This is a genomic window from Streptomyces sp. NRRL S-337, assembly GCF_000720175.1.
In the GTDB taxonomy this organism is placed as follows: domain Bacteria; phylum Actinomycetota; class Actinomycetes; order Streptomycetales; family Streptomycetaceae; genus Streptomyces; species Streptomyces siderophoricus.
Genome location: NZ_JOIX01000010.1, coordinates 121,235 through 148,121 on the forward strand (window position 1 = coordinate 121,235; position 26,887 = coordinate 148,121).

The 26,887-nt window shown below is 74.9% G+C and carries 21 protein-coding genes; 12 read left to right on the forward strand and 9 right to left on the reverse strand.

Annotation, left to right across the window (positions count from 1 at the left end; genetic code table 11):
- Positions 1–13 precede the first annotated feature (13 nt).
- From IG62_RS0110565 to IG62_RS0110580, 4 genes are all read right to left on the reverse strand, one after another.
- Positions 14–721: a pyridoxamine 5'-phosphate oxidase family protein gene (locus IG62_RS0110565; RefSeq protein WP_234326370.1), complete on the reverse strand. Its 708-nt coding sequence runs from the start codon at positions 719–721 to the stop codon at positions 14–16.
- A 77-nt stretch (positions 722–798) separates the two neighbouring features.
- The gene (locus IG62_RS0110570; protein WP_030800225.1) at positions 799–2,040 is read right to left on the reverse strand and encodes an ATP-grasp domain-containing protein; all 1,242 of its coding nucleotides are present in this window, start codon (positions 2,038–2,040) and stop codon (positions 799–801) included.
- A 46-nt stretch (positions 2,041–2,086) separates the two neighbouring features.
- On the reverse strand, positions 2,087–3,322 hold the full coding sequence (locus IG62_RS0110575) for an MFS transporter (RefSeq protein ID WP_078871917.1): 1,236 nt from the start codon (positions 3,320–3,322) through the stop codon (positions 2,087–2,089).
- A gap of 23 nt (positions 3,323–3,345) precedes the next feature.
- The gene (locus IG62_RS0110580; RefSeq protein ID WP_030800229.1) at positions 3,346–4,965 is read right to left on the reverse strand and encodes an AMP-binding protein; all 1,620 of its coding nucleotides are present in this window, start codon (positions 4,963–4,965) and stop codon (positions 3,346–3,348) included.
- A 337-nt stretch (positions 4,966–5,302) separates the two neighbouring features.
- Here IG62_RS0110580 and IG62_RS0110585 point away from each other — a divergent pair, with 337 nt between their 5' ends.
- From IG62_RS0110585 to IG62_RS0110640, 11 genes are all read left to right on the forward strand, one after another.
- Positions 5,303–6,580: a condensation domain-containing protein gene (locus IG62_RS0110585; RefSeq protein ID WP_030800231.1), complete on the forward strand. Its 1,278-nt coding sequence runs from the start codon at positions 5,303–5,305 to the stop codon at positions 6,578–6,580.
- A gap of 181 nt (positions 6,581–6,761) precedes the next feature.
- The gene (locus tag IG62_RS49495; RefSeq protein ID WP_063755348.1) at positions 6,762–9,230 is read left to right on the forward strand and encodes an ATP-grasp domain-containing protein; all 2,469 of its coding nucleotides are present in this window, start codon (positions 6,762–6,764) and stop codon (positions 9,228–9,230) included.
- Entirely contained in the window at positions 9,227–10,996 is a 1,770-nt protein-coding gene (locus IG62_RS0110600) for a carbamoyltransferase C-terminal domain-containing protein (RefSeq protein ID WP_030800232.1), read from the forward strand. The genes IG62_RS49495 and IG62_RS0110600 overlap by 4 nt, the downstream gene beginning before the upstream one ends.
- Positions 10,996–12,378: a KamA family radical SAM protein gene (locus tag IG62_RS0110605; protein ID WP_051797872.1), complete on the forward strand. Its 1,383-nt coding sequence runs from the start codon at positions 10,996–10,998 to the stop codon at positions 12,376–12,378. The genes IG62_RS0110600 and IG62_RS0110605 overlap by 1 nt, the downstream gene beginning before the upstream one ends.
- A complete protein-coding gene (locus IG62_RS0110610; RefSeq protein WP_030800237.1) occupies positions 12,375–13,646 on the forward strand; it encodes a pyridoxal phosphate-dependent aminotransferase in 1,272 nt (423 codons plus the stop codon). Before IG62_RS0110605 ends, IG62_RS0110610 begins: the two co-directional genes overlap by 4 nt.
- Before the next feature lie 32 nt (positions 13,647–13,678).
- Positions 13,679–14,836 (forward strand): hypothetical protein, encoded by a 1,158-nt coding sequence (locus tag IG62_RS0110615; RefSeq protein ID WP_051797856.1) that lies wholly within the window; start codon positions 13,679–13,681, stop codon positions 14,834–14,836.
- A gap of 19 nt (positions 14,837–14,855) precedes the next feature.
- Positions 14,856–15,134: an acyl carrier protein gene (locus IG62_RS0110620; RefSeq protein ID WP_030800242.1), complete on the forward strand. Its 279-nt coding sequence runs from the start codon at positions 14,856–14,858 to the stop codon at positions 15,132–15,134.
- Positions 15,131–16,312 carry an acyl-CoA dehydrogenase family protein gene (locus tag IG62_RS0110625; RefSeq protein WP_030800245.1) on the forward strand — a complete coding sequence of 394 codons (1,182 nt, stop codon included), beginning with the start codon at positions 15,131–15,133 and terminating at the stop codon, positions 16,310–16,312. The genes IG62_RS0110620 and IG62_RS0110625 overlap by 4 nt, the downstream gene beginning before the upstream one ends.
- Positions 16,305–17,411 (forward strand): acyl-CoA dehydrogenase family protein, encoded by a 1,107-nt coding sequence (locus tag IG62_RS0110630; RefSeq protein WP_051797858.1) that lies wholly within the window; start codon positions 16,305–16,307, stop codon positions 17,409–17,411. Before IG62_RS0110625 ends, IG62_RS0110630 begins: the two co-directional genes overlap by 8 nt.
- A 32-nt stretch (positions 17,412–17,443) precedes the next feature.
- A complete protein-coding gene (locus IG62_RS48445; protein WP_234326371.1) occupies positions 17,444–18,097 on the forward strand; it encodes a 4'-phosphopantetheinyl transferase family protein in 654 nt (217 codons plus the stop codon).
- On the forward strand, positions 18,094–19,656 hold the full coding sequence (locus IG62_RS0110640) for an AMP-binding protein (RefSeq protein WP_051797859.1): 1,563 nt from the start codon (positions 18,094–18,096) through the stop codon (positions 19,654–19,656). The genes IG62_RS48445 and IG62_RS0110640 overlap by 4 nt, the downstream gene beginning before the upstream one ends.
- Positions 19,657–19,671: 15 nt before the next feature.
- On the opposite strand, the gene IG62_RS0110645 is transcribed toward IG62_RS0110640, so the two are convergent.
- Entirely contained in the window at positions 19,672–22,074 is a 2,403-nt protein-coding gene (locus IG62_RS0110645; RefSeq protein ID WP_030800257.1) for a glycoside hydrolase family 65 protein, read from the reverse strand.
- A complete protein-coding gene (locus IG62_RS0110650) occupies positions 22,074–22,835 on the reverse strand; it encodes an HAD family hydrolase (protein WP_030800260.1) in 762 nt (253 codons plus the stop codon). The genes IG62_RS0110645 and IG62_RS0110650 overlap by 1 nt, the downstream gene beginning before the upstream one ends.
- A 179-nt stretch (positions 22,836–23,014) precedes the next feature.
- Here IG62_RS0110650 and IG62_RS0110655 point away from each other — a divergent pair, with 179 nt between their 5' ends.
- Positions 23,015–23,896, forward strand: coding sequence for a universal stress protein (locus tag IG62_RS0110655; protein ID WP_030800262.1), 882 nt, complete (start codon positions 23,015–23,017; stop codon positions 23,894–23,896).
- A gap of 75 nt (positions 23,897–23,971) precedes the next feature.
- Here the strand turns inward: IG62_RS0110655 and IG62_RS0110660 are convergent, their stop codons facing one another.
- The 3 genes from IG62_RS0110660 to IG62_RS0110670 are packed head-to-tail and all read right to left on the reverse strand — an operon-like array spanning position 23,972 to position 26,573.
- Positions 23,972–25,318, reverse strand: coding sequence for a nicotinate phosphoribosyltransferase (locus IG62_RS0110660; protein WP_030800264.1), 1,347 nt, complete (start codon positions 25,316–25,318; stop codon positions 23,972–23,974).
- 42 nt (positions 25,319–25,360) lie between these two features.
- The gene (locus IG62_RS0110665) at positions 25,361–25,660 is read right to left on the reverse strand and encodes a DUF1876 domain-containing protein (protein ID WP_030800265.1); all 300 of its coding nucleotides are present in this window, start codon (positions 25,658–25,660) and stop codon (positions 25,361–25,363) included.
- 31 nt (positions 25,661–25,691) lie between these two features.
- Positions 25,692–26,573, reverse strand: coding sequence for a universal stress protein (locus IG62_RS0110670; protein WP_030800267.1), 882 nt, complete (start codon positions 26,571–26,573; stop codon positions 25,692–25,694).
- Positions 26,574–26,887: the final 314 nt, after the last annotated feature.

The following is a 26,887-nucleotide window of genomic DNA, read 5'->3' on the forward strand; positions in this document are numbered from 1 at the left end:
GCTAGAGGACCCGTCACCCGTTCCGCGGCGCCCCGGTGGCCCGTGCGGTGAGGTGCGCGGGCGGGGTGAGGCCGGCGGGCAGCAGCGGGTCGGCCTCCGGCGGGCCCCAGGTGGTGTGCAGCGGCAGCACCCCCGCCCACAGGCCGAGCGCGGCGTCGGGCCCGTCACCGTCGTCCGGCGGCCCGGTACGGACCTTCACCGACGCCTCGTCGAGGGAGAGCGCCAGCAGCGCGGTCGCGGCGAGCTCCTTGCGGTTCGGGCGGCGGGCGTAGTCCCACTGGCCCGGCGCGGCCTGCTCGGTCAGGCAGCGCAGCCCGGCCAGCTTCTCCTCGGGGTCGGTGACCGGGCGCGGGGTGCCGAACACCATTGCGCTGCGGTAGTTGACGCCGTGTTCGAAGACGGAACGGGCCAGCACCAGGCCGTCGACATGGGTGACGGTGACGCAGACCTCGGCCGTGGGGGAGGCGATCAGGCTGCGGCTGGCGACCGAGCCGTGGAGGTAGAGCGTGCTGCCGTCCGTGCCGTAGACCGTGGGGACGACCAGCGGCGTGCCGCCCACCAGCACGCCGAGGTGGCAGAGGAAGCCCCCGGCCAGGACGGCGTCGAGCGCCGCGCGGTCGGTGCGGCCCTGCTCGCGCAGCCGGCGGTGGCGGGTGCGCGCGGTCTGCGACAGACCGCGGGCGAGCCGGCCCGCCATGGGGGCATCGTCTTCTGATTCCATGGCCTCTTGTCTACAGGGTAGCGGAATTCGTTGTCCAGATCTTTTGGAGCGACGGATTCGGTAGGTCTTTCGGTCATTCACCAGCGGGTCGCCAGCTCCACCGTGACGGACTCCAGCGCCGCGGCCGCCGCCTCGTTCACCTCGGTGGTGGTGTCGGCCCGCAGCATGATCCGGCCGATCCGGCCGAGGTTGTCGTGCGGGCCGCCGACCTCGTCGCCGGGCAGCTTCGACAGGGCGGTGGCGACGATGTGCCCGCCCCGGGGGAGGGCACTGACCCAGCGCAGCGTGCCGGCCTCCGGCGCGGTGAGGAAACGGATCGCGGCGGCCGCCGCCCGGCGCGGCGTCACGTCGGGGCGTTCGCCCAGCGCGGCCTGGAGGCAGGCGCGGGCCATGTCGATGCCGAGCGCTTCCTCGACCAGCCGCATGATGTGGTCGCCCGGGGGCCGGGCGCCCACTTCGAGGACGTACGGGTGGCCCCGGGGGTCGATCTTCACCTCGGTGTGCGCGACGCCGTGGCGCAGGCCCAGCGCCGCGCATGCCGCGGTGGCCGCCGCGAGGACGTCCGCCCGGACGTCGTGGGGGAGTTCGGCCGGCACCGTGTGGCCCAGTTCGGCGCGGCGGGTGCCGTCGGTGGTGAACTTCTCGGTGACCGCGAGGTGATGGAGCTCGCCATCGGTCAGGATCGTCTCGACGCTGAACTCCTCGCCGGGCACGTACTCCTGCGCCAGCAGCGTGCGGGCCAGGGCGATGCCGTGCGAGGGCTTGTGCGTCTCGGAGCCGGCGAGGCGGGCGGCGGCCGGGAGTCCGGCGGCCGACCGGACGACGGACACCCCGATCGAGGCGGCGTTCTCGGCCGGTTTGACGACGAGCGGGAAGGTCAGCCCGGCGTCCGCGATCCGGCGGGCCAGGGCCGCGGCGTCCGGCGCCGCCACCGTGCGCGGCGCGGGTACGCCGCGGGCCGCGAACGCCTCGGCCATCAGGTGCTTGTTCCGCCCGGCGTCGGCGAGTTCGGGCCGGTGGCCGGGCAGGCCCAGGTCCGCGGCGAGCCGGGTGGCCAGCGGGGTCAGGAACTCCCAGCAGGGGACGACGGCGGCCACGCCGTGGGCGCGGCAGAAGGCGGCCAGTTCGGCGCGGGCGGCCGCGGGGTCACCGAAGTCGGTGAAGACCGGCGCGGCGATCCGCGCCTTCAGTTCGGGGCGGTAGCGCGCGTACACGTCCTCGTGGGTGGCGGCGTAGACCGCGAGGCCCAGGCCGGCGGCCGCGGTCAGCAGGTCCTCGCCCGCGGCGACGTCGGGCTCGATCAGCAGGACATTCTTCACGGTGCGGTTCCTTCCGGTGCGCGGTGCGCGGGTCACGGTGCGCCGGTCAGCCGGTGGCGCGGCGGCGCAGCGCCGGTGCCAGGGACAGCTGGCCGGCCGCGGCGAGCAGGCACAGCGCGGCGCAGGTCAGCCAGAGGACGGGGGAGCCGAGGGTGAGCAGCCGGGTGCCGGCGACGGGGGCGATCAGGAAGCCGGTGCCCCAGGCCATGCCGATCACGCCGTTGTAGCGGCCGCGCAGCGGGGCAGGCGCCAGATCGGCGACGACCGCCGCGGTGACCGCGAAGACGAGGATCTCGCCGACCGTGGAGACCGTGACGGCCAGCGCGTATCCGGCGGTGGCAAAGGCGGCGGCCGCCACCGCGTTGCCGCCTGCCGCCAGGGCGAACCCGGCGGCCAGTACCCGGCTCTTGTCGTGGGCGGCCAGCCGGTGGCCGATCAGCGGCTGCAGGGCGATCACGACGGCGCCGTTGACGCCCATCACCAGGCCGTACGCGCCGCTGGACAGGCCGGTGCCGCGCATCGCCAGCGGCAGGGTGGCGAACGCCTGCTGGAAGACGACCGCGTAGACCACGATGATCCCGGCGAAGGCGAGCATGGTGCGGTCGGCGAGGACGGTGCGGTAGCTGCCGGCGGTGCGGTCCCGGGCGGCCGGGCGGGTCTCCGGGACCGCCAGCCACACCAGCACCCCGAAGAACGTACAGGCGCCCGCGTCGATCCAGAAGATCAACTGGTAGCCGTGGGAGGCGAGACGGCCGCCCAGCACCATGGCGACCGAGAAGCCGAGGTTGATCGCCCAGAGCAGCAGTCCGAAGGCGCGGGTGCGGTCGGCGGCGGGCACCGCGTCGGCGACCAGGGCCTGGGCGGCGGGGCGGAAGAGGTCGATGGTGATGCCGAGCGTGAAGCACGCGGGGATCAGCACGGTCAGGCCGTGGGCGTGGCCGAGGGTGAGCAGGGTCGCGCCGTTCGCCAGCATCCCGCCGGTCAGCGCCACCCGGCGGCCGAACCGGTCGGCGAGGAAGCCGCCCAGCGGCTGGGAGACGACCGAGCCGATGCCGACCACCGCGAGGATCAGCCCGGTGTCGGCGAGCGGGATGCCGCGGACCCCGGTCAGATAGAGGCTGAGGAACGGATTGACCATCGACCCCAGGCGGTTGACCAGCGAGCCGCCCCACAACACCCAGAACGCGCCGGGCAGTCCGCCCGCCCGCACCCGGACGTAGCGGCGCAGCCGGCCGGGTGCGGGCGTACCGGGCGCCGGTGCGGGGGCGTCGGTTCTGCTCACGGCTTCCTCCTGCGGGTGGTCGGTCACCGCGGGCCGCCGCCGGGCACGGCCGGTGCCGCGCCCCGGGCGGCGGCGTCCGCCAGGGCCGCGCGGTCGACCTTGCCGTTCGCCGTGACGGGCAGCGCGTCCAGCAGCTGGATCTGCTGCGGGACCATGTACGGCGGCAGGGTCTCGGCGCAGAACTCCCGCAGCGCGCCGGCGTCCGGCGGGGTCCGATCGGCGCGGGGGACCACGAAGGCGGTGAGTTCGAGGCCGCCGCCGGGGAGGGGCAGGGCCAGTGCGGTCGCGGCGACGGCGCCGGGGAATTCCGTCAACCGCCGCTCCACCTCGGCGAGTTCGACGCGGTTACCGTTGATCTGCACCTGGGAGTCGGTCCGGCCGCAGAAGTAGTACTCGCCGCTCTCGCCCCGTACGGCCAGGTCGCCGGTGCGCAGGACGGCCTGGCCGGACTGCGGGCACAGCGGGTCGGGGACCAGCGCGGCGCGGGTGGCCTCCGGGTCGTCCCAGTACCCGGAGAACAGCGCGGGACTGCGCAGATGGATCTCGCCGGGTACCCCCGGCCGGTCGACGACCGCCCCTGACGCGTCGACGAGCAGCATCTCCGCGCCGGGGTGGGCGACGCCGATGGAGAGTCGCTCCACGTCGTCCGGCAGCGGGCGCGGGACGTCCTCGAAGGAGCAGGCCATCGACTCGGTGGCGCCGTAGCAGTTGATGAGGCGGGCCGCGGGCAGCAGTTCCTGGAGGCGGCGGAGTTCGGGCAGCGGGAATTCCTCACCGCAGAACAGGACCGAACGCAGCCGGTCGAGGGCGGCCAGCCGTTCCGGCTCGTACCGCAGCGACTGCCGCCAGATCGACGGGACGCCGTTGACCTGGGTGGCGCCGGTCTCCCGCAGCACCCGCAGCAGATGCCGGGGCCAGCGCACCAGGTGCGGCGGGACCGGGACGACGGCGGCGCCGCTGCCCAGCGCCAGGCCGATGTTGAGCAGCGAGAAGTCGAACTGCAGCGGTGAGGTGCTGGCGATGCGGTCCTCGGGCGTGGCGATCCGGTGCGCCAGCATGCCCCGGTAGAAGGCGAGCACCGCGCGGTGGCTCATCACCACGCCCTTGGGTCGCCCCGTGGTGCCGGAGGTGAAGACGATGTACGCGGGGTCGGTGACGCAGGGCACCCGGCGGCGGGGCCGGTGGGGTGCGGGGGCGCGGTCGACGGTCAGTCCGTCCGGGCCGAACCGGGCGGTGCCGAGGGCCGGCGGGAGGTCGCGCCGGGTGCCGTCCGCGGCCTGGAGGTGGAGCGCGGGCCGGGCGGTGGCGAGGATCGACTCCAGCCGCCGGTGCGGGGTTTCGGGGCTCACCGGGACGAAGGCGAGGCCGGACCGCGAGCAGGCGAGGAGCGCCGCGACGGCCCGGGCGGTGGTGTCGGACTCCAGGACCACCCGCGAGCCGGTCTCGATGCCCAGCGCGCCGAGACCGTCCGCGTACGCGTCCACCAGGGCGGCGAGTTCGGCGTAGGTGGTCACGGTGGTCGCTCCGGGCCGGCCGGACTCGATCAGGGCGGGGGCGTCGGGGGTGTGCCGGGCGGCGGCGAGCAGGAAGTCGTGGAGGAATTCCCCGGCCGGACCGGCGGAGGCGGAGGGCGGCTGACTCACGGTGCTCACGGTGCGGAAGACCCCTCGTGGTGTACGGGAACGGTGAATCCGGGGCGGCCGGAGCGGATATGACGGCCCGTCGACTGCGGACGGGTGTGCGCGGCGGCGCCCCGGGAAGCGCCCGGCCGGCGGCCGAAGCGCCCTCCAAGCTTCCGTAGAACGGAAGTTGGTTTTCGAAGAGTGGTGATCAGGCTCTCATGGGCACGGCGGGATTGCCGTGTGAGGTGGGTCACGTTTGGCGGCCTTCGCTGCCCGATCGACCTGGACAGACGTCAACAGCTTGTGGCAGCGTCAAGCCGTGCACGGAATTCACCTTTCGCATGATGGAAGTGCAGCAATGGGGGAACACATGTCCGCGGCCGGACCGCTCTCGCTCGGCCAGCTCTCGGTATGGCACGACATCCGCGACCTGCCGGCCCACCGGCGGCACGAGCCGAACAACGCCGCCGCCTGGCCACTGCCCCGCGGCACCGACGCCGCACAGGTCCGCACCGCGCTCCGTACCCTCGCCGCCCGGCACCCCGCGCTGCGCACCCGCTACGACCTCAAGGACCCCGACGCGCCACGGCAGTTGACGCCCGACGCCGACACCGGCATCGGCGACACCTTGCCGGCCGTACCCGACGACGGCACCGCGCCCGACCGCCGCGCCGCCGAACTGGTCCACGAGCCCTTCGACCTCGGCCGGCAGCACGGCTGGCGGGCCCGGCTGCTGACCCGCGACGGGGCCCCCACCCACCTGCTGTTCGCCAAACACCACATCACCGCCGACGCCTGGGCCCAGGAACTCCTGCACCGGGAATTCCGGCAGGCGCTCACCGACCCCGACGGCCTCGGCCCCACCCCGCCCGGCCCCGCCGACCTCGCCGCGGAGCAGTACGGCCCCGCCGGACTCCGCCGGCAGGCCGCCGCCCTCGACCACTGGGCCGACCTGCTGTCCCACGCCCCGCCGGCCGCCCTGCCCCGCACCGGCGCGGCGGGCGGCACCGTCCAGGCCACCCTGCACTCCGCGGCCGCCCGCCCGGCCGCACACGCCCTCGCCGCACGCGCCCGGGTCTCCGTCGCCAGCGTCGTCCTCGCGGCCTACGTCCGCAGCGTCGCCCGCCGATGCGGCACCGACACCCTGCTCGTCCACCTGATGAGCGCCAACCGCTTCGCCGGCCGCTGGAAGACCGTGGTCACCTCGATGAACCAGTGGGTCCCCGCGCTCGTCGAACAGGCCCGCACCGACGACCTGGTCACCCTCGCGGACGCGGTGCACTGGAGCGGCCTGACCGCCTTCCGGCACGGCATGCACGACGTCACCGCGGTCGCCGCCCTGCGGGCCCGGACACCCGACGCCACCGAACCGGCCTGCGCCTTCAACTACGTGGCCGTACCCGGCGGTTCACCGCTCGACGCCCTCCCCCCACAGGCCCCGCAGGACGCCCGCCCACCCACCCTCACCTGGGAGGAACCCTTCACCACCATCTCGCCGCGGTGTTACGCCCGCGCCCTGGAGACCGACGCCGGACTCTCGGTCCGGCTCACAGCGAAGGACCTCGGCCGCGAACAGTGCGCCGAACTTCTCCGGGACCTGCACGACGGCCTGCTCGCCGCCGCCGGGCGGCCCTGAGGCGGTACCGCCCACCCACACCGGCCCCGGCAGGCGCCGCGGCCCGGCGCATCCCGCCCGCCGCACCGGCCGGCCCCGCGCCCCGCCCCGCCGGACCACACCGCGCGCCGCCGACGCCGCGCGGCCGCACCCCCGGCCGGCCCACCCCACCGTGCTCGTTCCTGCCCCCAGGAGGCCGCCCGTGCCCGAACACGTCCTGGTCCTGCACCGCTGGACCGACCGCTACGCCGACTACGCTGCCTACCTCGACCACTCCGTCCACCGCGTCAGCTACCTCACCACCGAACGGGCCGCCCGCCACCTCCCCGCCGAACAGGCCGCTGCGGTACGGCTCGTGGACAGCACCGAGAACGTCAAGGAGGTCCGCGCCGCCCTCGACGCCCTGATCGAGCGGCTCGGCCCGCCCACCCGGATCGTCGCCCTCCAGGAAACCGACCTCGACCTCGCCGCCGACCTGCGGGACGCCTTCGGCCTGCCCGGACAGCGCGCCGAGGACCTGCTGCCGCTGCGCGACAAACTGCTGATGGCCCAGCGGCTCGAAGCCGCGGGCCTCCCCGTACCGCCCACCGCCGCGGCCACCGGCCCCGACGCGGTGGCCGCCTTCGCCGCCCGGCACGGCTGGCCGGTCCTGCTCAAACCGCGGCGCGGCACCGCCAGCGCCGGCATCACCCGCCTCGACTCCCCCGGCGAGCTCGGGCGCTACGCCTTCCCGGCGGAGACCGGCATGCTCGTCCAGCAGTGGCGCCCCGACCGGGTCCTGCACGTCGACGGCGTGCACACCGGCGACGGCCTCGGCCCCTGGCGGGCCTCCCGCTACCTCCACACCTGCCTGGAGTTCACCACCGGCGCGGCGCTCGGCTCGGTGGAGATCGACGACCCCGCACTCCTCGCCCGCATCGGCGAGCTCACCGCCGCCGCCACCGGGGCCCTGTTCACCGGCCCGTCCGTCTTCCACCTCGAACTCTTCGAGAGCGAGCACGGCGAACTGACCGTCCTGGAGATCGGCGCCCGCCCCGGCGGTGCCGAAGTCCCCTTCGTCTGGCGCGAGGTGCACGGCATCGACCTGATGGCCGCGGCCTTCGCCCACCAGACCGGCACCCCCGACCCCACCGCCACCGCGGACCCCGCACCGGCCGAGGTGGCCGGCTGGCTGCTGGTCCCACCCTCCGTTCCCGCCCCCTGCCGGGTGGACCACGCCACCGGATACCCTGGCGACGACGGACCCTACGCCCAAGTCCTCCCGGAATGGGGCGCGTTGATGCGGGGTGGCGGCTACGAACACGCCGGAGCGCGGTTCCGCTTCCGCGGCCGCAGCAGCGCGGAGGTGACCGCCGCCCTCCACCGCACCCTGCGCACCGCCCGGCTCGACTGCACCCCCGTCGACCCCGCGGCACCCGCCCGGCTCGTCCTCGTCGGCTGCGGCAACCCGCCCTACCGCGCCTACGCCTTGGACACCGTCGCCGGCCGGGTGACCACCGCCCTCGTCCAGCGCACCGAACCGGACTGGCAACGCCGGCACATCGCAGACCGGTTCCGTACCGCGGACACCTCCGACGCCACCGACACCACCCGCGCGATCGCCGCACTGCTGGCCGGCCATCCCGGCCCCGGCGCCGTCCTCACCTGGGACGAGACCCTGCTGGAGACCACCGCCGAGGCCGCCCGCCGGCTGGGCCTGGTGCACATGAGCCCCGAGGCCGCCCGCCGCTGCCGCGACAAACTCGCCACCCGCCGGCTGCTCGCCGCCGCCGACGTGCCCTCCGCACGCTTCCACGAGGTCCACACCACCGAGGAGGCGCTCGCCGCCGCGGAGGAACTCGGCCGGCCCGTCGTCGTCAAACCCCGGGCCCTGGCCGGCAGCATCGGCGTCACCCTCGCCGGCGACCCCGAACAGCTCCGGCACGCCTTCGACCAGGCACGCACTGCCGCCTTCCCCGGCATCCCCGCGACCGCCGGCGCGCTCGTCGAGGAATACCTGACCGGACCCGAGATCAGCGTGGACTGCGCGGTCGCCGACGGCACCGCCCGGATCGTGGGCGTGGCCCGCAAACGCCTCGGCTTCGCCCCGTACTTCGAGGAGACCGGGCACCTCGTCGCGCCCTGGCGGCACGAGCCGTGGGCCGACGAGGTGCGCTCCGTCGTCGCCGACGCGCACACCGCCCTCGGCATCCGCACCGGCCTCACCCACACCGAACTCCGCCTCACCCCCACCGGACCCCGCGTCGTCGAGGTCAACGGCCGGCTCGGCGGCGACTTCATCCCACTCCTGGTCACCCTCGCCACCGGAGTCGACCCGGTCGCGGCCGCCGCCGATCTCGCACTCGGCCGGACCCCGGACCTCGCCCCGCACCACGACCGCTGCGCCGAGGTGAGCTTCGTCTACCCCGAGCACGACGGCACCGTCCGCTCCCTCGACCTCTCCACCGCCCAGACCGTGCCCGGTGTCGTCCGGGCCGTGCCGCTCGCCGCGCCCGGCACCACGCTGCGGCTGCCGCCCCGCGGCATCGTGCCCCGCCTCGCCGCCCTCATCGCCGTCGGCGACACCGCCGAGGAGTGCGCCACCGCGCTGGCCGCCGCCCGGCACGCCGTACGCCACTCCCTCACCCCGCTTCTCCGACCGTCCCTCCTGACCAAGGACAACCGCCCATGACCTGGATCCTCGGTGTCAACGCACCGCCCACCGGCTGGCACGACAGCGCCGCCTGCCTCGTCAACGGGGACGGCGAGGTCATCGCCTTCACCGAAGAGGAGCGCGTCAACCGCCACCGCCACTCCCTCTACCGCAAGCCGTTCGGCGCCGCCCGCTTCTGCCTGGTACAGGCCGGCATCACCGCCGCCGACATCGACGTGGTCGCCCTCGGCTGGGACAGCGAACAGCTCTACCCGCGGCGCTTCGCCGGCGACGCCGAGTTCCTCGCCTACGCCGTCGGACTGGACTTCGGCGGCCGCACGCCCGAGGTCGTCCGCGTCCCCCACCACCAGGCGCACGCCGCCTCCTCCTTCTACGCCTCGCCGTTCCCCAAGGCCGGGGTGCTGGTCGTCGACGGCCACGGCGAGAACGAGTCCGCCACGATCTGGACCTACGAGGACGGCGCCGAACCCCGCCTGGAACGCAGCTGGCAGCGCACCGCCTCGCTGGGCTACGCCTACGACGCCGCCTCCACCTGGCTCGGCTTCTCCTTCCTCAACGCCGGCAAGACCATGGGCCTGGCCGCCTACGGGCGAGCCGCCCACCTGGACGTCGAGCCGCTGGTGGACCTCACCGCCGACGACTTCGGCCTGGCCGTCGAACCGCTGGCGGAGAGCCGCGGGAGCGCCACCGCCGACGAGATCAAGGCGCAGTACGACGACACCGTCGGCCGCTGGCGGGAGCGCTACACCAAGATCGCCGGGGCGGACGGCCCCCGCGTACCCGAGGAGCGGCTGACCGACGACCCGAACGCCGTCCTCGTCGCGTACACCGCCCAGCGCCTCATCGAACAGACCGTCACCCATCTCGCGGCGCTGACCCGTAAGGCGGCCGGCGTCGAGGAACTGTGCCTCAGCGGCGGGGTCGCCCTCAACTGCAGCACCAACGGCACCCTGCCCGGCCCGCTGTACGTACCGCCCGTACCGCACGACGCGGGGGTCGCCCTCGGAGCGGCCTGGACGGTGCGGCCGCCCAGGAGGAGGGCGGGGGCGCTGAGTCCCTATCTGGGGGTGGATGTGTGGGCCCCTGATCGCCTCAACGGCGGGGCGGGGGAGGGTATTCCGGGGGCGCGGGTCCCCGGGGCGGGTGCTTCGGGGGCCGGTGTCCCGGGGCGGGGCCGGCGTGGCACCGCGGCGGGGGAGCTGGACCTCTCGGGGCTGGTGCGGGCGGATCTGGACATCGACGAGCTGACCGGGCTGCTGCTGGACGGGCAGGTCGGAGCGGTTGCCCAGGGGCGGGCCGAGGTGGGGCCGCGGGCGCTGTGCCGGCGCTCGATCATCGCCGTTCCGGACACCGCGGACGTCAACACCCGGGTCAACACCCTCAAGAACCGCGAACAGTGGCGGCCCTTCGCCGGTGTCACCCGGCCCGGCTACGGCGCCCAACTCTGGGCACAGCAGGAGTACTTGAGCCTCTACATGCTCGGCGCCGCGAAGGCCACCGAGCTCGGCCGGCAGGTCGCGCCCGGCGTCGTCCACGTCGACGGCACCACCCGGCCGCAGGTCCTGCACGGCGACGAGGCGCCCGCGGTCGGCGCCGCCCTGGACGCCCTGGAGCGGCACGGCGCGCCCCCGGTCCTGCTCAACACCTCCTTCAACGACAAGGGCGAACCCATCGTCGACACCGCCGCCGACGCGCTGCGCGCCTTCCGCGCCATGGACCTGGACTTCCTGGTCCTCGGCGACGACCTCTACCGCAAACCGCGCCGGACCGGAGGTGACCGATGATGCCGGCCGGCCTGCCGGAAACCGCCCGCTTCCGGGCGTTCGGCCCCCGCCACCTCGACGAGATCGCCCGCCGTCACCGCCTGACCCACGACCTCCGCGACACCGTGCGCCGGGTGTCGCTGGTGCTGCCGTTCCGGGTCAACGAGTACGTGCTCGGCGAACTCATCGACTGGGACCGGGTCCCCGAGGACCCGATGTTCCAACTCACCTTCCCGCAGCGCGGCATGCTCGCCGCCGCCGACGAGGACCAGCTGGCCAAGCTCTCCGCCGACCCCGCCGACAAGCCGCTGCTGCGCGAGGCCGTCCAGGAGATCCGCCGGCGGCTCAACCCCCACCCCTCCGGACAGCAGCAGCTCAACGTCCCCACCCAGGACGGCGTCCCCCTTCCCGGACTGCAGCACAAATACCGCGAGACGGTGCTCTACTTCCCCGGCCAGGGCCAGACCTGCCACGCCTACTGCACCTACTGCTTCCGCTGGGCCCAGTTCATCGGCGACGCCGACCTCAAGTTCGCCGCCCCCGACCCGGGCGGACTGATCCGCTACCTCGGCGACCACCCCGAGGTCCACGATGTGCTGGTCACCGGCGGCGACCCGATGGTGATGTCCACCGAGCGGCTGCGCGGCCATCTGGAGCCGCTGCTGGGCGTCGAGACGGTCCGCACGATCCGGATCGGCACCAAGTCCGTCGCCTACTGGCCGCAGCGCTTCGTCACCGACCCGGACGCCGACGACGTCCTGCGGCTGTTCGAGCGGGTGATCGCCTCCGGGCGGCAGCTCGCGGTGATGGCACACTTCAGCCACCCGCGGGAACTGGCCACCGACCTGGCCCGCACGGCGCTGGCCCGCATCCGCGCGACCGGCGCGGTGGTCTACTGCCAGGCCCCGCTGATCGCCCACGTCAACGACGACCCCCGGGTCTGGAGCGAGCTGTGGCGGGCCGAACTCGCGGCCGGCGCGGTGCCCTACTACCTGTTCGTCGAGCGCGACACCGGCCCCCACGACTACTTCAAGGTGCCGCTGGCCAGGGCCGTCGAGATCTTCACCGACGCCTACCGCACCCTGCCGGGCCTCGCCCGCACCGTACGCGGCCCGGTGATGTCCGCGACCCCCGGCAAGGTCGTCGTGGACGGCGTCGAGGAGACCCCCGACGGGGCGTACTTCCGGCTGCGGATGCTCCAGGCCCGCGACCCCGGCCTGGTCGGCCGGCCGTTCCGGGCCCGCTGGTCCGCCGACGCCGCCTGGCTCGACGAACTCGAACCCGACCCCACCACCCCGGCCGACCTCGCCGCCGCCCTGCGCGGCAGCACACCGGCCGGACCCGCCCCGGCCGGCGCCGGCGCGGCCCGCCGCACCGGCCGCGCGGAGAGGAACCCCGCATGACCGCCGTCACCGTCGCCCCGCCCTCCCCGAACCTGGCGCTCAACCAGCTCGTCGACCGGCGCCGCGCCGAAGGGGCCTCACTGGTCCACCTGGCCTTCGGCGAGGCCCGGCTGCCGGTCCTGCCCGAACTCGCCGCCCAGCTGGCGGCCGGCGCGACCCGCGCCGCGTACGGGCCGGTGGCCGGCGCCGAGAGCGTACGCCGCGCCGTGGCCGGCTACTTCACCCGCCGCCGGCTGCCCACCGAACCCGACCGGGTGATGGTCGCCCCCGGCAGCAAACCGCTCCTGATGGCGCTCCAACTCGTCGTCCCCGGCGACCTGTTGCTGCCCCGGCCCGCCTGGAACAGCTACGCCCCGCAGGCCCGCTACGCCGGCAAGAAGGTCTTCGGCGTGCCCGTCCCCGCCGAGTGCGGCGGCGTCCCGGCTCCCGACGCGCTGCGCGAGACCCTGCACCGGGCCCGGGCGGCCGGTGCCGACCCCCGGCTGCTGGTCCTCACCCTCCCCGACAACCCCACCGGAACCGTGGCCCCGCCCGCGCTGATCCGCGACCTGTGCGCGCTGGCCCGCGCCGAGGACCTGCTGATCGTCTCCGACGAGATCTACCGCGACCTCGTCCACGACCCCGACACCACCCCCTACCTCAGCCCCGCCGAAGTCGCCCCGGAACGCACCGTCGTCACCAGCGGACTGTCCAAGACCCTCGGCCTCGGCGGCTGGCGGATCGGCGTCGCCCGCTTCCCCGCCGGCGACACCGGCGCCCTGCTCCGGGACGCCACCGTCGCCGCGGCCAGCGAGATCTGGTCCACCCTCGCCGGACCGATGCAGCAGGTCGCCGAGTACGCCTACGCCGAACCGCCGGAGATCACCGCGCGGATACGGGCGAGCGCCCGGCTGCACGGCGCGGTGGCCCGGGCCGTGCACCGCACCGCCGTCGAAGCGGGCGCCGTCTGCCGCCCGCCCACCGGCGGCTTCTACGTCTACCCGGACTTCGCGCCGCTGCGCGACCGGCTGGCCGCCCGCGGCATCACCGACGCAGCCGCGCTCGCCGCCCGCCTCCTCGACGACGCGGGCATCGTCGTCCTCGCCGGACACCTCCTCGGCGACGAGCCGCAGGCGCTGCGCTTCAAGGCCGCCACCAGCCTGCTCTACGGCGACGAACGGCAGCAGCACGAGGCGCTCGGCGCCGACGACCCGACCCGCCTGCCGCACATCGCCGCCGAACTCACCCGGATCGCCGAGGGCTTCGCCCGGCTGACGGGAGCGGCATGAGCCCCACCACCCCGCACGGAAGGACACCGGCCATGGCCGTCACAGGGGAACCGGAGCAGTTCGCGTTCGGTTCCGTCCACAGCGGTCTGCTCGACTGCATCCAGGTCAACCTGGCGGTCCTCGCGGACCACCACCACGGCCCCGGGGCCCACCTCCGGCTCGGCGCACCCCTGGGCTTCCGCCCCTGGGCACGCCCCGACGGACTGCCGACCGTCGATCCGCCCCTGGCCGAACAACTCCGGTCGGCACCGGGCCTTTTGGGCCTCCGCGTCGTCCGGCGCGAGCGGACGACCCGCACCGGCATGTTCGCCGCGGTCCGCCACGCCGACGCCGCGCGCTACGTCGTCGCCGACGCCTTCCACCTGCCCTGGCTGCCGTACCACGGGCAGGCCCACATGGACCACAGTTTCCTGCTCGCCGCCGGGCCCGGCGGCTGGCACATCACCGACGCCTACCGCAGCGAGACCTCCTGGGGCACCGCCGCGCCCGGCACCTGGGTGCTCACCGAGGACGAACTGGCCGGCATCGAGTCCGCCGAGGTCGTCGAGGTGGCACCGGACACCGCCCGCCCGGCCGCCGGGCCGCCCCCGCTGGTGTCCGTCGACGAGAGCTCGGTCGCCGGCTACCTCGACGCGTACGACGCCTGCCCGGACCGCGCCCGGGCGATCGGTCAACTCACCGTCGAGACCTGGCTGCTGGCCCGCTCCCGCACCCTGCACGCCACCTACCGCGCGCTCTTCGCCGACCACGCCGACGAGGAACGGCGGGAGACCGAGGCCGCGCACCTGCGGGCCTGGGACAAGGTCGTGGAGCAGACCTACCTCGCCCACCGCCGGCTGTCCCGTGGCCGCGCCGAGCCGCCGGGCATCGTGGACCGGCTGCGGGAGGTGCTCACCGCCGACCTCGCCGTCTTCGGCGCCCCGCCCGGCATCCCGGCCCCGGCGGCCGGTCCGTCCGCCGACCACGCGCTCCGTGACCGGGTCGCCGCCGTCGCCGCGGAGGTGCTCGGCGTGGAGGTGGCCGGCCTCCTGGGCGGCGCACCCTTCGACTCCTTCCCCTCCTTCAGCTCCTTCCGGCTGATCGAGATCATCGAGCGGCTGGAGACCGCACTGGGCCGGGAACTCGACGCCGACGCGCTCGTACCGGAAAACCTCCGCCGGGTCGACGACCTGTGCCGCATCGCCCGCTGACCGCACCGAAAGAGACACCATGGACGCCCGCTTCACCGCCCTGCTGCAGCCCTTCCTCAAGCACGCCGGCCCCGGCGAGACCGCCCTCACCCCCGACACCGACCTGCGCACACTCGGCGTCGACTCCATGCAGGCCATCGAGCTGCTGTTCGCCGTCGAGGACACCTTCGGCATCTCGCTGCCGGACGAGGAGCTCAACGACACCACCTTCGCCACCGCCGGCAGCCTCTGGAACGTGATCGCCGCACAGCTGCCGGAGGGCACCGGCGACGGCCCGGCCGGCCAGGAGACCGCATGACCACCGAGCCCGCTACCCGGCCCCCGCTCGACTTGACCGACCGCCTGGCAGCGGTCACCGAGGCCACCGAGGAACACCTTGCCCGCACCGACCGCGCGGCGGAATTCCCGGTGGCCGCACTGGACGCGCTGCGCCGCACCGGCCTGCTCGGCCTGCTGGTCCCCGTCACCCACGGCGGCCTCGGCGGCACCGCACGGGACCTGGCGGCCGCCGCCCAGACCCTCGGGCGCAGCGACATGTCCGTCGGCATGATCTTCGCGATGCACTGCCAGCAGTCGGCGGCCCTGGTCCGGTACGGGAACGAGCGGCTGCGCAAGGAACTGCTGCCGCGGATCGCGGCGGGGGAGTGCTATCTCGCCTCCGTCACCACGGAGGCCGGCAAGGGCGGCCATCTGCTCAGCGCTCAGGCACAACTGGCGGCCGAGCAGGGCGAGTTGGTCGTGGAGCGGTTCGCGCCCATCGTCACCGGCGGCGTCCACGCCGACGGCTTCCTGATCACCATGCGCAGCCCCGGGGCCGACGCCACCGCCCACGAGGTGACGCTGGTCTACGCCCACCGCAACCAGCTCGACATCACCGCCTCCGGCGACTGGCAGCCGATGGGCATGCGCGCCAGCCACAGCGCCGCGCTCACCCTGACCGGACGCCTCCCCGCCCACCACGTCGTCGGTGAATCCGGGGAGTTCCACCGGATCGCCACCACGGTCTTCGGGCCGCTGGCCCACCTGGGCTGGTCCGCGGTCTGGCTCGGCACCGCAGCCGGAGCACTCTCCCGCGTACTGCGCCTGCTGCGCAGCCCCGCCGGCCGGGCCCGCTTCGACCTCACCTCCGAGCTCCTCCTCACCCGGATCGCCCGGTCCCGGCAGCGCCTCGACACCGTGCACGCCCTGCTCCAACAGGCCCTGCACACCGTGGAGTCCGGCGCCGACCTGTCCGCACCGGCCCGCCAGCTCCAGCTCAACGCGCTGAAGATCACCGCCTCCGAGGAGTGCCTGGCGGCCGTCGACGACCTGATCACCGCGCTCGGACTGCGCCACGGCTACCTCAAGGACTCACCCACCCGGCTCGAACACGCCCTGCGCGACCTGCGCTCCGCGCCGCTCAACTACAGCAACGACCGGCTGCACCTCGCCGACGGCCGGCTGGCACTGCGCGACCAGGGGGTGAGCTTTGCCTGACCCCCGCTACGCCCCGCTCGACGCACTGCCCCGCACCGCGCCCGGCGCGCAGGTCTGGGCCGCACTCGGCGGCGCCGGCCTGACCGCCGGTGCCTACCGCGACCGGCAGCCCGGCACCGGCATCGACCCGGCCGGCCTCGCCGACCTGCTCACCGCCGTCGACGCCCGCTTCTCCGTCCCCGCCACCCTGTCGGTCAGCGTCCAGCTGGCCACCGCGCTGCCCCTGCTCGCCACCGGGCGGGCGCCGGCCGCCCGGCAGGCACTTGAGGGCGCGCTCACCGGCCGGGCCACCCTCGCCCTCGCCGCGACCGACGTCACCGCCGGCACCGACCTCACCGCCCTCCGCACGGAACTGCGCATCGAGGACGACGCCCTGGAGGTGACCGGCGAGAAGAACTGGATCGCCAACACCACTACCGCCACCCACTTCCTCGTCCTCGCCCGGCACCGCCCGGGGCGGCACTTCACCCACTTCACCTGGGTCCTGGTGCCGGCCGGCGCACGGGGCGTCACCGTGCGCCCCGCCGACTCCGCCCTCTTCGCCGACTCCGGCGCCGGCCACGTCACCTTCGACGGGGTACGGCTCGGCCGGGACCAGGTGCTCGGCCGCGTCGGCTTCGGACTGCCGCTCTTCGCCCGCCACATCGGTACCGAACGGCTGGCCGGCGCCCAATGGGGCGTGGCACTGTGCCGCCGGGTGCTGGCCGACACCCACCGCCGTCTCACCGGCCGCCCGCACGGCGACGGCACCCTGTGGGACCTTGACACGGTCCGGCAGCGGTTCGCGACCTGCCTGCTGCGGGTACGCGAACTGCACGCTCTCAGCGGCGAGTTGGCCGACCCGGTGGCGCTGCACCACGACGCCACCGCGGCCGCCACCCTCAAAGCGGCCGCCGGCGCCACCGTCCGCCATGTCCTCGCCGACTGCGCCCAGCTGTGGGGCGCGGCCGGCTTCACCACCGGAGGAATCCAGGAACTCCGCGCCCAGGCCGCACTCTTCGGCATCGGCGGCGGCGCCGACGAGGTCGTCCTCGGCACCCTCGCGGACGCCGCCGAGGACCTCCTGGCCGCCCTCGAACGGCCGGGCACCCTCCCGTGACGGCACCGATCGAGGTGGCCTGTGGGATCTGGGTGACCACCACGACCGCGGACCGCGCCGCCGCCAGCACCCACCGGGACGACCGGCGCCGCGCGGCCGCCCTGCCCGAATGGCGGGCCGGCGAATTCCTCGCCGGCCGCGGGCTGTTGCGGCAACTGCTCGCCGCCGTACGGCCCGGCCCGGCCGGCGCGGAGATCGTCCCCGACCGGCGCGGCAAGCCGTGGCTGCGCGGACACCCCGACATCGGCATCAGCGTGTCCCACAGCCGGGGCACGCTCGCCGCCGGGGTGGCGCTGGGGCGCGCCGTCGGCGTGGACGTCCAGCGCCCGGACCCCGCCGTCCGCGCCTCCTTCGCCCGGCGGCTGCTCGGTACGCACGCCGGACGGCTCACCGCACTGCCGCCGGCCGCGGCCGCCGAAGAGGTCGCCTGGGTGTGGACCGCCCAGGAAGCCTGCGTCAAGGCCGACGGAGCGGGGCTCACCGGGCGGCCCTGGACCATCGACGTCCCGCCCGGCGCCCGCTCGGGCCGCTGGCGCAGCTACCGCTGGCTGAGCCTGCGCGACCACTCCAACACCCCGCTGAGCTGCGCGTTCGCCATGGCCGCAAGCACGCCGGGCCCGCCCGCAGGCACGTCCGACGCCGCGGCCCCGACCCCCCGCCCCACCCCTTGGAAAGGCGCACGGTGAGCATCCCCGCCGCACGGCACACCCTCCTCGACTGGTTCACGGCCACCGCCGCCGCCCACCCGGACCAGCCCGCGCTGGAGACCGGCGACACCACGCTGACCTACGCCCAACTCGCCGCCCGCGCCGACGCCCTCGCGGCCACGCTGCTCGACCGCCTCGGCGGAACACCGCCCCGCCGGGTGGGCCTGCTGGCCGGCCGCACCACCGTCGCCTACGCCGGATACCTCGCCGTACTGCGCCTCGGCGCCACCGTCGTCCCGCTCGGCCCCGCCTTCCCGGCCGGGCGCAACGCCCGCATCGTCCGCGCCGCCCGGCTCGACGCCGTACTGTCCGACGGGACCGCCGCCCGGCCCACACCGCCGGACGTCCCCCTGGTCACCCGCACCGACGCCCAACTGCCGCACCTCCCCGCCGCACCGCTCCCCGTCCTGCCCGCCGCCCGCCCCGACGACCTCGCCTACCTCCTCTTCACCTCCGGCTCCACCGGCGTCCCCAAGGGCGTCCCCATCCGGCACCGCAACGTCTGCGCCTACCTCACCCACGCCGTCCCGCGCGCCGCCGCCGGCCCCGGCGCCCGCTGCTCACAGACCTTCGACCTCACCTTCGACCCGTCCGTGCACGACATGTTCACCACCTGGGGGAGCGGCGCCACCCTGGTCGTCCCGTCCCGCGACGACCTGCTCGCCCCGGTCCGCTTCGTGGGCCGGCACGCCCTCACCCACTGGAACTCCGTACCGTCGGTGATCTCCCTCGCCCAGCGGTTCCGCGCCCTGAAACCGGACAGCATGCCGACGCTGCGGCACAGCATGTTCTGCGGTGAACCGCTGACCCTCCAGCAGGCCGCGGCCTGGCACCGCGCCGCCCCGCACAGCCGGCTGGAGAACGCCTACGGCCCCACCGAACTGACCGTGACCTGCACCGCCTACCGCCTGCCGCCCGGCCCCGCCGACTGGCCGTCCCCGGCCAACGGCACCGTCCCCATCGGCACCCTCTACCCCGGACTCGAACGACGCGACCACCACGGCGAGTTGTGCGTCCGCGGCGCACAACGCTTCCCCGGCTACCTCGACCCGGCGAACAACACCGGCCGCTTCCTGGCACCCGACGGCTCCCCCTACGACCCGGCCACCCCGCTGACCGACGACCACTGGTACCGCACCGGCGACCGCGTCACCCCGCTGGACGCGACCGCCGCCCCGGCCGACGACGACCACCGGCCGCTGGTCCACCTCGGCCGCGGCGACCAGCAGGTCCAGGTGCACGGCTACCGCGTCGAAGTCGGCGAGGTCGAGGCCGCGTTGCGCGCCCTGCCCGGGGTCAGGGAGGCCGCCGTGCTGCCGCGGACCACGCCCGGCGGCACCGAACTCACCGCCGCCTACACCGGCACCGCGGGCACCACCGCCGACGGTCTCCGCGCGGCCCTGCGCGACCGGCTCCCCGCCTACATGGTCCCGGCCACCCTCACCGCCCTCGACACCCTCCCGCTCAACGCCAACGGCAAGACCGACCGCGCCGCGCTCGACGCGCTCCTGCCGGGGGCGCCGGACCGCGCCCCGTGACGAGGCACCGGCCCGTCAGGGGTCGGGCAGGTCGAGGCGGCGGGCCGTGCCGGGCGCGATGAGGAACGAACGGTCGCGCAGCCGGACCCGGACCGGCGGCAGGTCCGACTCCGGCACGGCGATGCCCACCTGCTCGGCGCGGATCCGCAAGTCGATGTCCCAGTGCCAGCGGTAGCGGATCCGCACCGCGAACTTCGACAGCTGCGGCAGCGGGGCCGGATCCAGCCAGAGGGCCTCCTCCCGGGTCTCCAGCCCGGTCAGACCGCGCTGCACCAGATCCAGGCTGCCGGCCATCGCGCCCAGATGGATGCCCTCCGCGGTCGTACCGCCCTGGACATCGGCCACGTCCCCGGTCAGCGCCTCCTCGCAGTACGCCCAGGCGTCGGGCCGCTGGACCCGGGCCAGCACCCAGGCGTGGGCCAGCGCGCTCAGCGTCGAGCCGTGACTGGTCCGGCTCAGGTAGTAGTCCACGGTGGCGTGCCAGGTGTCCTCGTCCAGCGCGTATCCCAATCGGTGGAACACCGCGACGAGTTCGGCAGGGGAGAACAGATAGCCCAGCATCAGCACATCGGCCTGCTTGGACGCCTGGTAGCGGTTGACGGTGTCGCCCTCCGCCTCCAGGATCCGGTCCAGCCGCCGGATGTCGCCGTAACGCCGCCGGTAGCCCTCCCAGTCCAGTTCGGCGAGGTCCCCGTACCCGGCGAACTGGCTGATGACGCCGCGGTGGTGCGGCACGTGCAGCCGGTGCGCGATGTCCTCCCAGCGCTCCGGCTCGTCCGGGGTGAGCTGGATCCGTTCGAAGAGCTGCCGGCGGTGCGCCTCGGGGAGCGTGTCGCACAGCTCCAGGGCACGCATCAGCACCCAGGCCGCGGTCACATTGGTGTAGGCGTTGTCGTCCACGCCCGGCTGCGCCGCGCCCGGATACCCGTCGTGGTACTCGTCGGGACCGACCACCCCGCGGATCCGGTACCGGCCCAGTTCGCTGTCCCAGGCCGTGGCCGAGGCCCAGAAACGGGCGATCTGCAGCAGCATCTCCGCGCCCTTGGTCCCCAGAAAGTCACTGTCCCCGCTGGCCTGCCCGTACTGCCAGATGTTGTACGCGATGGCCGAGCCGACGTGGTGCTGCAGCCGCGAGTAGTCGGGCAGCCAGCGGCCCGAGCGCGGGTTCAGGTGCAGCTGCTGGGTCTCCTCCCGGCCGTCCCCGGCGCTCTGCCACGGATACATCGCACCGGCCCGGCCGGTTTCCCGCGCCGCATGCAGGGCGGCCGGCAGCCGCCGGTAGCGGTACTCCAGCAACGCCCGGGAGACCTGCGGCAGATGCAGGTTCAAGAACGGCAGCACGAACAGCTCGTCCCAGAAGACGTGTCCCCGGTACGACTCGCCGTGCAGCCCGCGCGCCGGCACCCCGACGTCGAGCTCGGCGGTGTGCGGCGACAGGGTCTGCAGCACGTGGAAGAGGTGCAGCCGCAGGATCTGGCCGGCCTCCCCGGGCACCTCCAGCTTCGCCTGCCGCCACAGGTCCGCCCAGGCGCGGCGGTGCGACGCCAGCAGCTGCCGGAAGTGCGGCGCCTGGATCACGCTCTCGACCGCCGCGCGCCGTGGACTCTCGATCGCCGGGTCGCGGGAGGTGTACAGCGCCACGGTCTTGTCGACGACCGCGGTGCTGCCGGGGCCGATCGGCAGCACCACGGTCTGGAAGGCCCGCAGCACCGTCAGCCGGGTCTGGTGCGCCACGCCCCGGGCCGGCGTGGCCCGCAACCGCGCCGCCAGCGCCACCAGGATGTCCGAGTCGGTGGTGCGCGAGGTCAGCCACATGGTGTCGGGCCGCTCGGAGCCCGACTCCCAGCCGCGCAGATGCTGATCGGCCAGCCCCCGGTAGCGCGCCACACCGGCATTGCGGACCCCGCCGTCGATCGCCGCCTCCACCTCGACCGCACCGGCCCACCCGTCGGCCGTGAACGACAGGCGCTGCGCGGCCAGGTGCGGCTCACCCATGTGCACCAGGCGGCGCTCCTCCACCCCCAGCCGCCGCCCCGCCTCGTCGGTGTACGCCGAGGAGCGGGTCAGCGTGCCGCCGCGCAGGTCCAGCGTCTGCCGGAGCTCGCCGAGATGGGGATGGTCGGGCGAGAGCCACGGGCCGGGAGCGGCGTCGGCGGGGCAGATCCGGTACCGCAACGGAAGCCAGTTGGGCATGTTGACCATGTCCTCGTTGTCCACCGACCGGCCCGCCACGGTGGAGGTGAGCCGGTTGTAGCAGCCGGCCACGTACGTCCCCGGATAGTGCACCGGGTCGCCCAGCACCTCGCACGCCGCACCACGGGTGACGAAGTAGCCGTTGCCCAGCGCGCACAGCGTCTCCCGCAGCCGCTCACCCGCCGGGTCATAGCCCTCGTACGACCACGTCCAGGGGCGCGCCATCAGCCCTCCCCGGTCACCAGCAGCTCGCCGGGGTCGGCCACGACCACGTCGGCGCCGTGCCGGCGCAGGGCCGCCGCGCTGATCCGGCCGCCGGTCCGGTCCACGCCCACCACCAGCCCGAACCCGCCCCGCCGGCCCGCCTCGACACCGGCCAGCGCGTCCTCCACCACGGCGGTGTCCCGGGGCGGCACGTCCAGCCGCCGGGCCGCCTCCACGAACAGCGCCGGGTCCGGTTTGCCGGGCAGGTCCAGCCGGCGCGCCTCGTTGCCGTCCACCACGGCCTGGAACAGCGCCAGCACCCCGGCCGCGGACAGCAGCTCGGTCGCGTGCCGCGACGCCGAGACCGCCGCGCACGGGACCCGGGCCCGCCGCAGCGCGTCCAGGAGACGCACACTGCCGGGCCAGGCCTCGATGGTGTGGGTCCGCAGGCCCGCGGTGAAGAGCTGCTCCTTGCGGGCGGCCAGCGCCCCGACCGTGCCGGAGCCGGGGGCGTCGTCCGCGTCGCCGAGCGGCAGCTCCAGGCCCCGGGACGCCAGGAAGGCACTCGCCCCGTCCAGCCGCGACCGGCCGTCGACGTGGCGCAGGTAGTCCTCCACGAGGTCGAACGGGCGCTGGCCGCCGGTGGCCTCCAGGAACGGGTCGAAGGCGTCCTTCCAGGCCGCGGCGTGCAACCGGGCGGAGTCGATGATCACTCCGTCGGTGTCGAGGACCACGGCCCGCAGTGAGCGCAGGGCCGTGGCGAGCAACGGCGCACCGGTCATCGTGGCATCCGTTCGTCGCTGTCCGTCGTCGGTCTCGTCGGGTCCGGGCATCGGTGTCCTTCCATGGCACCACGCCCGGCAGCCGCGGGCGCGTTTGGACGTGGCGTGCGCCCGTACGCGGGGCGACGATGGGAGGGCGCACCGGGAGCCGGACGAGGGGGAGAAGGGCGGTGGCGGCCATGGAACGGCCCTTGGTCGTGGGTGTCGACGGTTCGGACCCCGCCCTGCGGGCCCTGGACTGGGCGGTGGACGAGGCCGCCCTCCACGGGCTGCCGCTGCGGATCGTGCACGCCTCCACCTGGGAGCACTACGAGCCCCCGGAGTCCGGACCGGACGCCGGCGAACCGCCCGGTGAACAGGTGCTCGCTGAGGCCGTCGCCGGCGCCGCCGTGGAACGCGCCCGCTGCCGCAACGCGGACGTCGAGACCGTGTCCGAGGTGCTGCCCGAGGAGGCGGTCGACGCCCTGCTGCGCGAGGCCCACTACGCGTACGCGCTGGTCCTGGGCTCCCGCGGACGCGGCGAGGTCCTCGGCCGGCTGCTGGGCTCCGTCGGGGTGGCGGTCGCGGCCCGGGCCCCGTGCCCGGTCGTGGTGGTGCGCGGTGACCGGGCAGGGCTGGCGGGAAGTCACCGCAGCATCCTGCTCGGGGTCGGCGAGCCGGCGAAGAGCGCGGAGGCGGTGCGGTTCGCCTTCCGGGAGGCCGAGGCCCGCGGCTGTCTGCTCAAGGCCGTCCGCGCCTGGCGCTGCCCCGCCCACGAACGCAGCGACGACCCGCCGCTGCTCGCCACCCAGGCGCAGGACTACCACGACAAGCAGGCCGCGGAGCAGCTCGACGCCGCACTGGCGGAGGCGGCCGCCGAGCACCCGGCCGTCACGGTGCGCCGCACCACCGTCGAGGGGCCGGCGCACAAGGTGCTGGTGCACCGCGCCGCCGCGGCGGACCTCCTCGTCGTCGGCGCGGGGCACCGCCACGGGCACTTCGGGCTGCCGCTCGGCCGGGTCGCCCACAGCGCGCTGTGCCACGCCGACTGCCCCGTCGCGGTCGTCCCCGAACGCGCCTGACGACACCCCTGAGCGGCTCCCCTCACGCCGTGCCACCCCACCCCGCTGTCTCCCGGTCCGCGTCTCCCCGGGCCGTCAGGCGTCCGCTCCGAACGGCGCCAGGGTCTCCCGCTCGGTCCGCCGCCGGACCCGCTCGGTCAGCACGGCCAACCGGTGCGACACCACCGCCCGCACCGGCTGCGGGGACCGGATCCGCCGGGCCGACCCGGGCAGCCCGGCGAGATCGGCCGCCAACCGCTGCCGGGCGTCCGCCGGCCGGTACCGCGGCACACAGCGCGCACCCTCCCGCATCAGCGTCGCCAGCAGCGGCACGCTGTCCGCGGGCGGCGCCTCGTCGGCCAGCCCGATCACGTCCAGGAAGCCGGGCCTGCGGAACACCTGCTTGCGGCCCGGCGCGGTCACCTTCGCCGCCGACAGCTTCATCACCGGCCGCCCGTCGTACGCCACGAGCTTGTACGCCGAGTCCAGATACGGCGCGTCGGCGCTCACCCCCACCCGGGTGCCCACCGCGAAGACGTCGATCGGCGCCCCCGCGGTCACCAGGTCGTGCACCGCGAACTCGTCGAGCCCGCCGCTGGCGACGATGCGGACCTGCGGCAGGCCCGCGTTGTCGAGCATCGCGCGGGCCTGCCGCGAGAGCCGGGCCAGGTCCCCGCTGTCCAGCCGGATCGCGGAGCCGTCCCCGATGCCCAGGGCGGTCAGCACCCGGGCCGCCGCGGCGACCCCGGACGCGGTGTCGTAGGTGTCCACCAGGAAGGTCACCGGCCCGGGGTGGCAGCGCGCGAACGCGGTGAAGGCCGCCTCCTCGTCCTCGAACGCCTCCACGTACGAGTGCGCCATCGTGCCGACCGCGGGCAGGTCCTCGGCGTGCGCCGCGGCGACGTTGCTGGTGCCGGCGAAACCCGCCATCGCACCCAGCCGGGCCACCGTGTGGGCCGCCTCGATGCCGTGGGTGCGCCGCAGCGAGAAGTCCACCACCGGCCGCCCGTGCGCGGCCAGCACACAGCGGGCGCACTTCGACGCGAGGGCGGTCTGATGGCTGAGCTGGTTGAGGACGTACGACTCCAGCAGCTGGGCCTGGGGGAGCGGCGCGGTGATCTCCAGCAGCGGTTCGCCGGCCAGCACCACATGCCCCTCGGGCACCGCCCGCACCTCGCCCGTGAAGCGCATGCCGAGCAGCGGGGCCACATCCTCCGCCGGCCGTTGCAGCGTCTCGGCGAACACCTCGACGTCCTCCTGCCCGACCCGGAACCCCTCCAGATGCGCCAGGACGGTCTCGATGCCCGCCGCGACCAGAAAGCCCCGCTCCGGCGGCAGTTCCCGGACGAAGCAGCTGAAGGTCGCCGGCCGCACCATGCCCTCGCGCACGTACGACATGGCCATGGTCACCTCGTAGAGGTCGGTGAGCGTGGCATCCGACATGGCCGGCTCCTTCCACCCCCGGGCACGGTCCGCCACCGCGGCTCAGGCCAGTGCGTCGGTCCAGCCGTAGGCGGTGCGGGTCTCGTGCCGCGGCGGTGCGGCACCGGCGTCCTCCAGGTCGTCGTCCGCCACCCGCAGCAGCTGCCCGGCCAGGTCCCGCAGCGCCCGCCCGGCCGCGATCTCCTCCCCGATCTCCGGCACGTCCCGGTCCTCCGGGCTGCGCCGCGCCGTGCCGTGCCCGGTGAAGGTCGCGGCACGGGTACGGAGTTCCGCGCGGGCCGTGGTCGTGCCGCCCTCCTCGACGAGCTGCAGCCGGACCGGCCACTCGACGATGATCGCCATGGTTCACCTCCGCTTACGGCCCCTGTCGTCATCATCCGCCCTTCCCCTCGTACGGCACCACCGCCACCGGGCACGCGGCGTGGTGGACGACCGCCTGCACGATGTGGCCGATCCGCGGCGCGGGCCGCAGACGGCGGTGGCGGCGCCCGACGACCAGCAGCCCGGCGTCCGTGGTGTCGTGCAACAGCGCCGGCGCCGGGCTCTCCAGCTCCACCCGCGCGTCCACCGTCACGTCCGGGTACTTCTCCCGCCACGGAGCCAGCGCCCGGGCCAGGTCCGCGCGGGCCACCGCGGCCGCCTCCTCGGCGGCGTACGGCTCCACGCCGCCGCCCCGGTTGTACGCGAACGACGGCAGGTGCCGGCCGTGCACGGCACGCAGGGTGACGCCGTGCCGCAGCGCGCAGTCGAAGGCGAAGGCGAGCTGCGGCTCGTGCGGTTCGTGCAGGCCGACCCCGACCACCACGTCACCGACGCGGCCGGCCACCGCGGCCTCCTGCCGGGTGCGGACCAGGACCGTGGGCGTGGTGGTGCGGGCGATGAGCTGGAGGCCGACCTCACCCAGTACGTACCGCGACACCGGGCCCAGGTCACGGGTGCCCAGGACCAGCAGCTCCGACCGGCCGGCGGCGTCCGCCAGGGCCTCCAGCGGATCCTTGGGCACGAGCTCCCGCTCCAGCGGAAGGTCCGGGTAGCGGGCCTGGACGGTGCCGGCCACCTCGTCCATCATCCGGTGGGGCCAGTAGTTCTGGTCGCGCTCCCCGCCGGGCGGCCCGGCAGGCTCCGGGGCGAGCAGCACCCAGGCGTGCAGCAGCCGCAGCCGGGCCTTGCGCAGCTGTGCCTCCTGGGCCGCCCACAGAACGGCGGCCGACGACTCCGGCGTACCGTCCACGCCCGCGGTGATGGTCTCCTGCATCGCCTCACTCCTCTCTGGCGGGGGCCTCCTCTCCAGAGTGCGCCGATCCGCTGCGCTTGGCTTTCTTCCCACGTACCTGGCTGTTCCGCCGCGGGGGTTGCTCGCCGTTGCGCTTTGCGGCGCCCCGTACGTACCCGTCTCTCCCGCCGCGGGGCGTCTCGCCGTTGCGCGCTTTGCGGCGCCGCGCACGTAGCTGTCTGCGGCGCCGCGGGGGTTTCTCGCCGTTGCGCCTGCGGCGGGCTGGGTTTGTGGTGGGTGCGGTGACGGACCTCCGGGGCCTTGTTCGTGGACTGCTGTCGCTTTACGTCCACGAA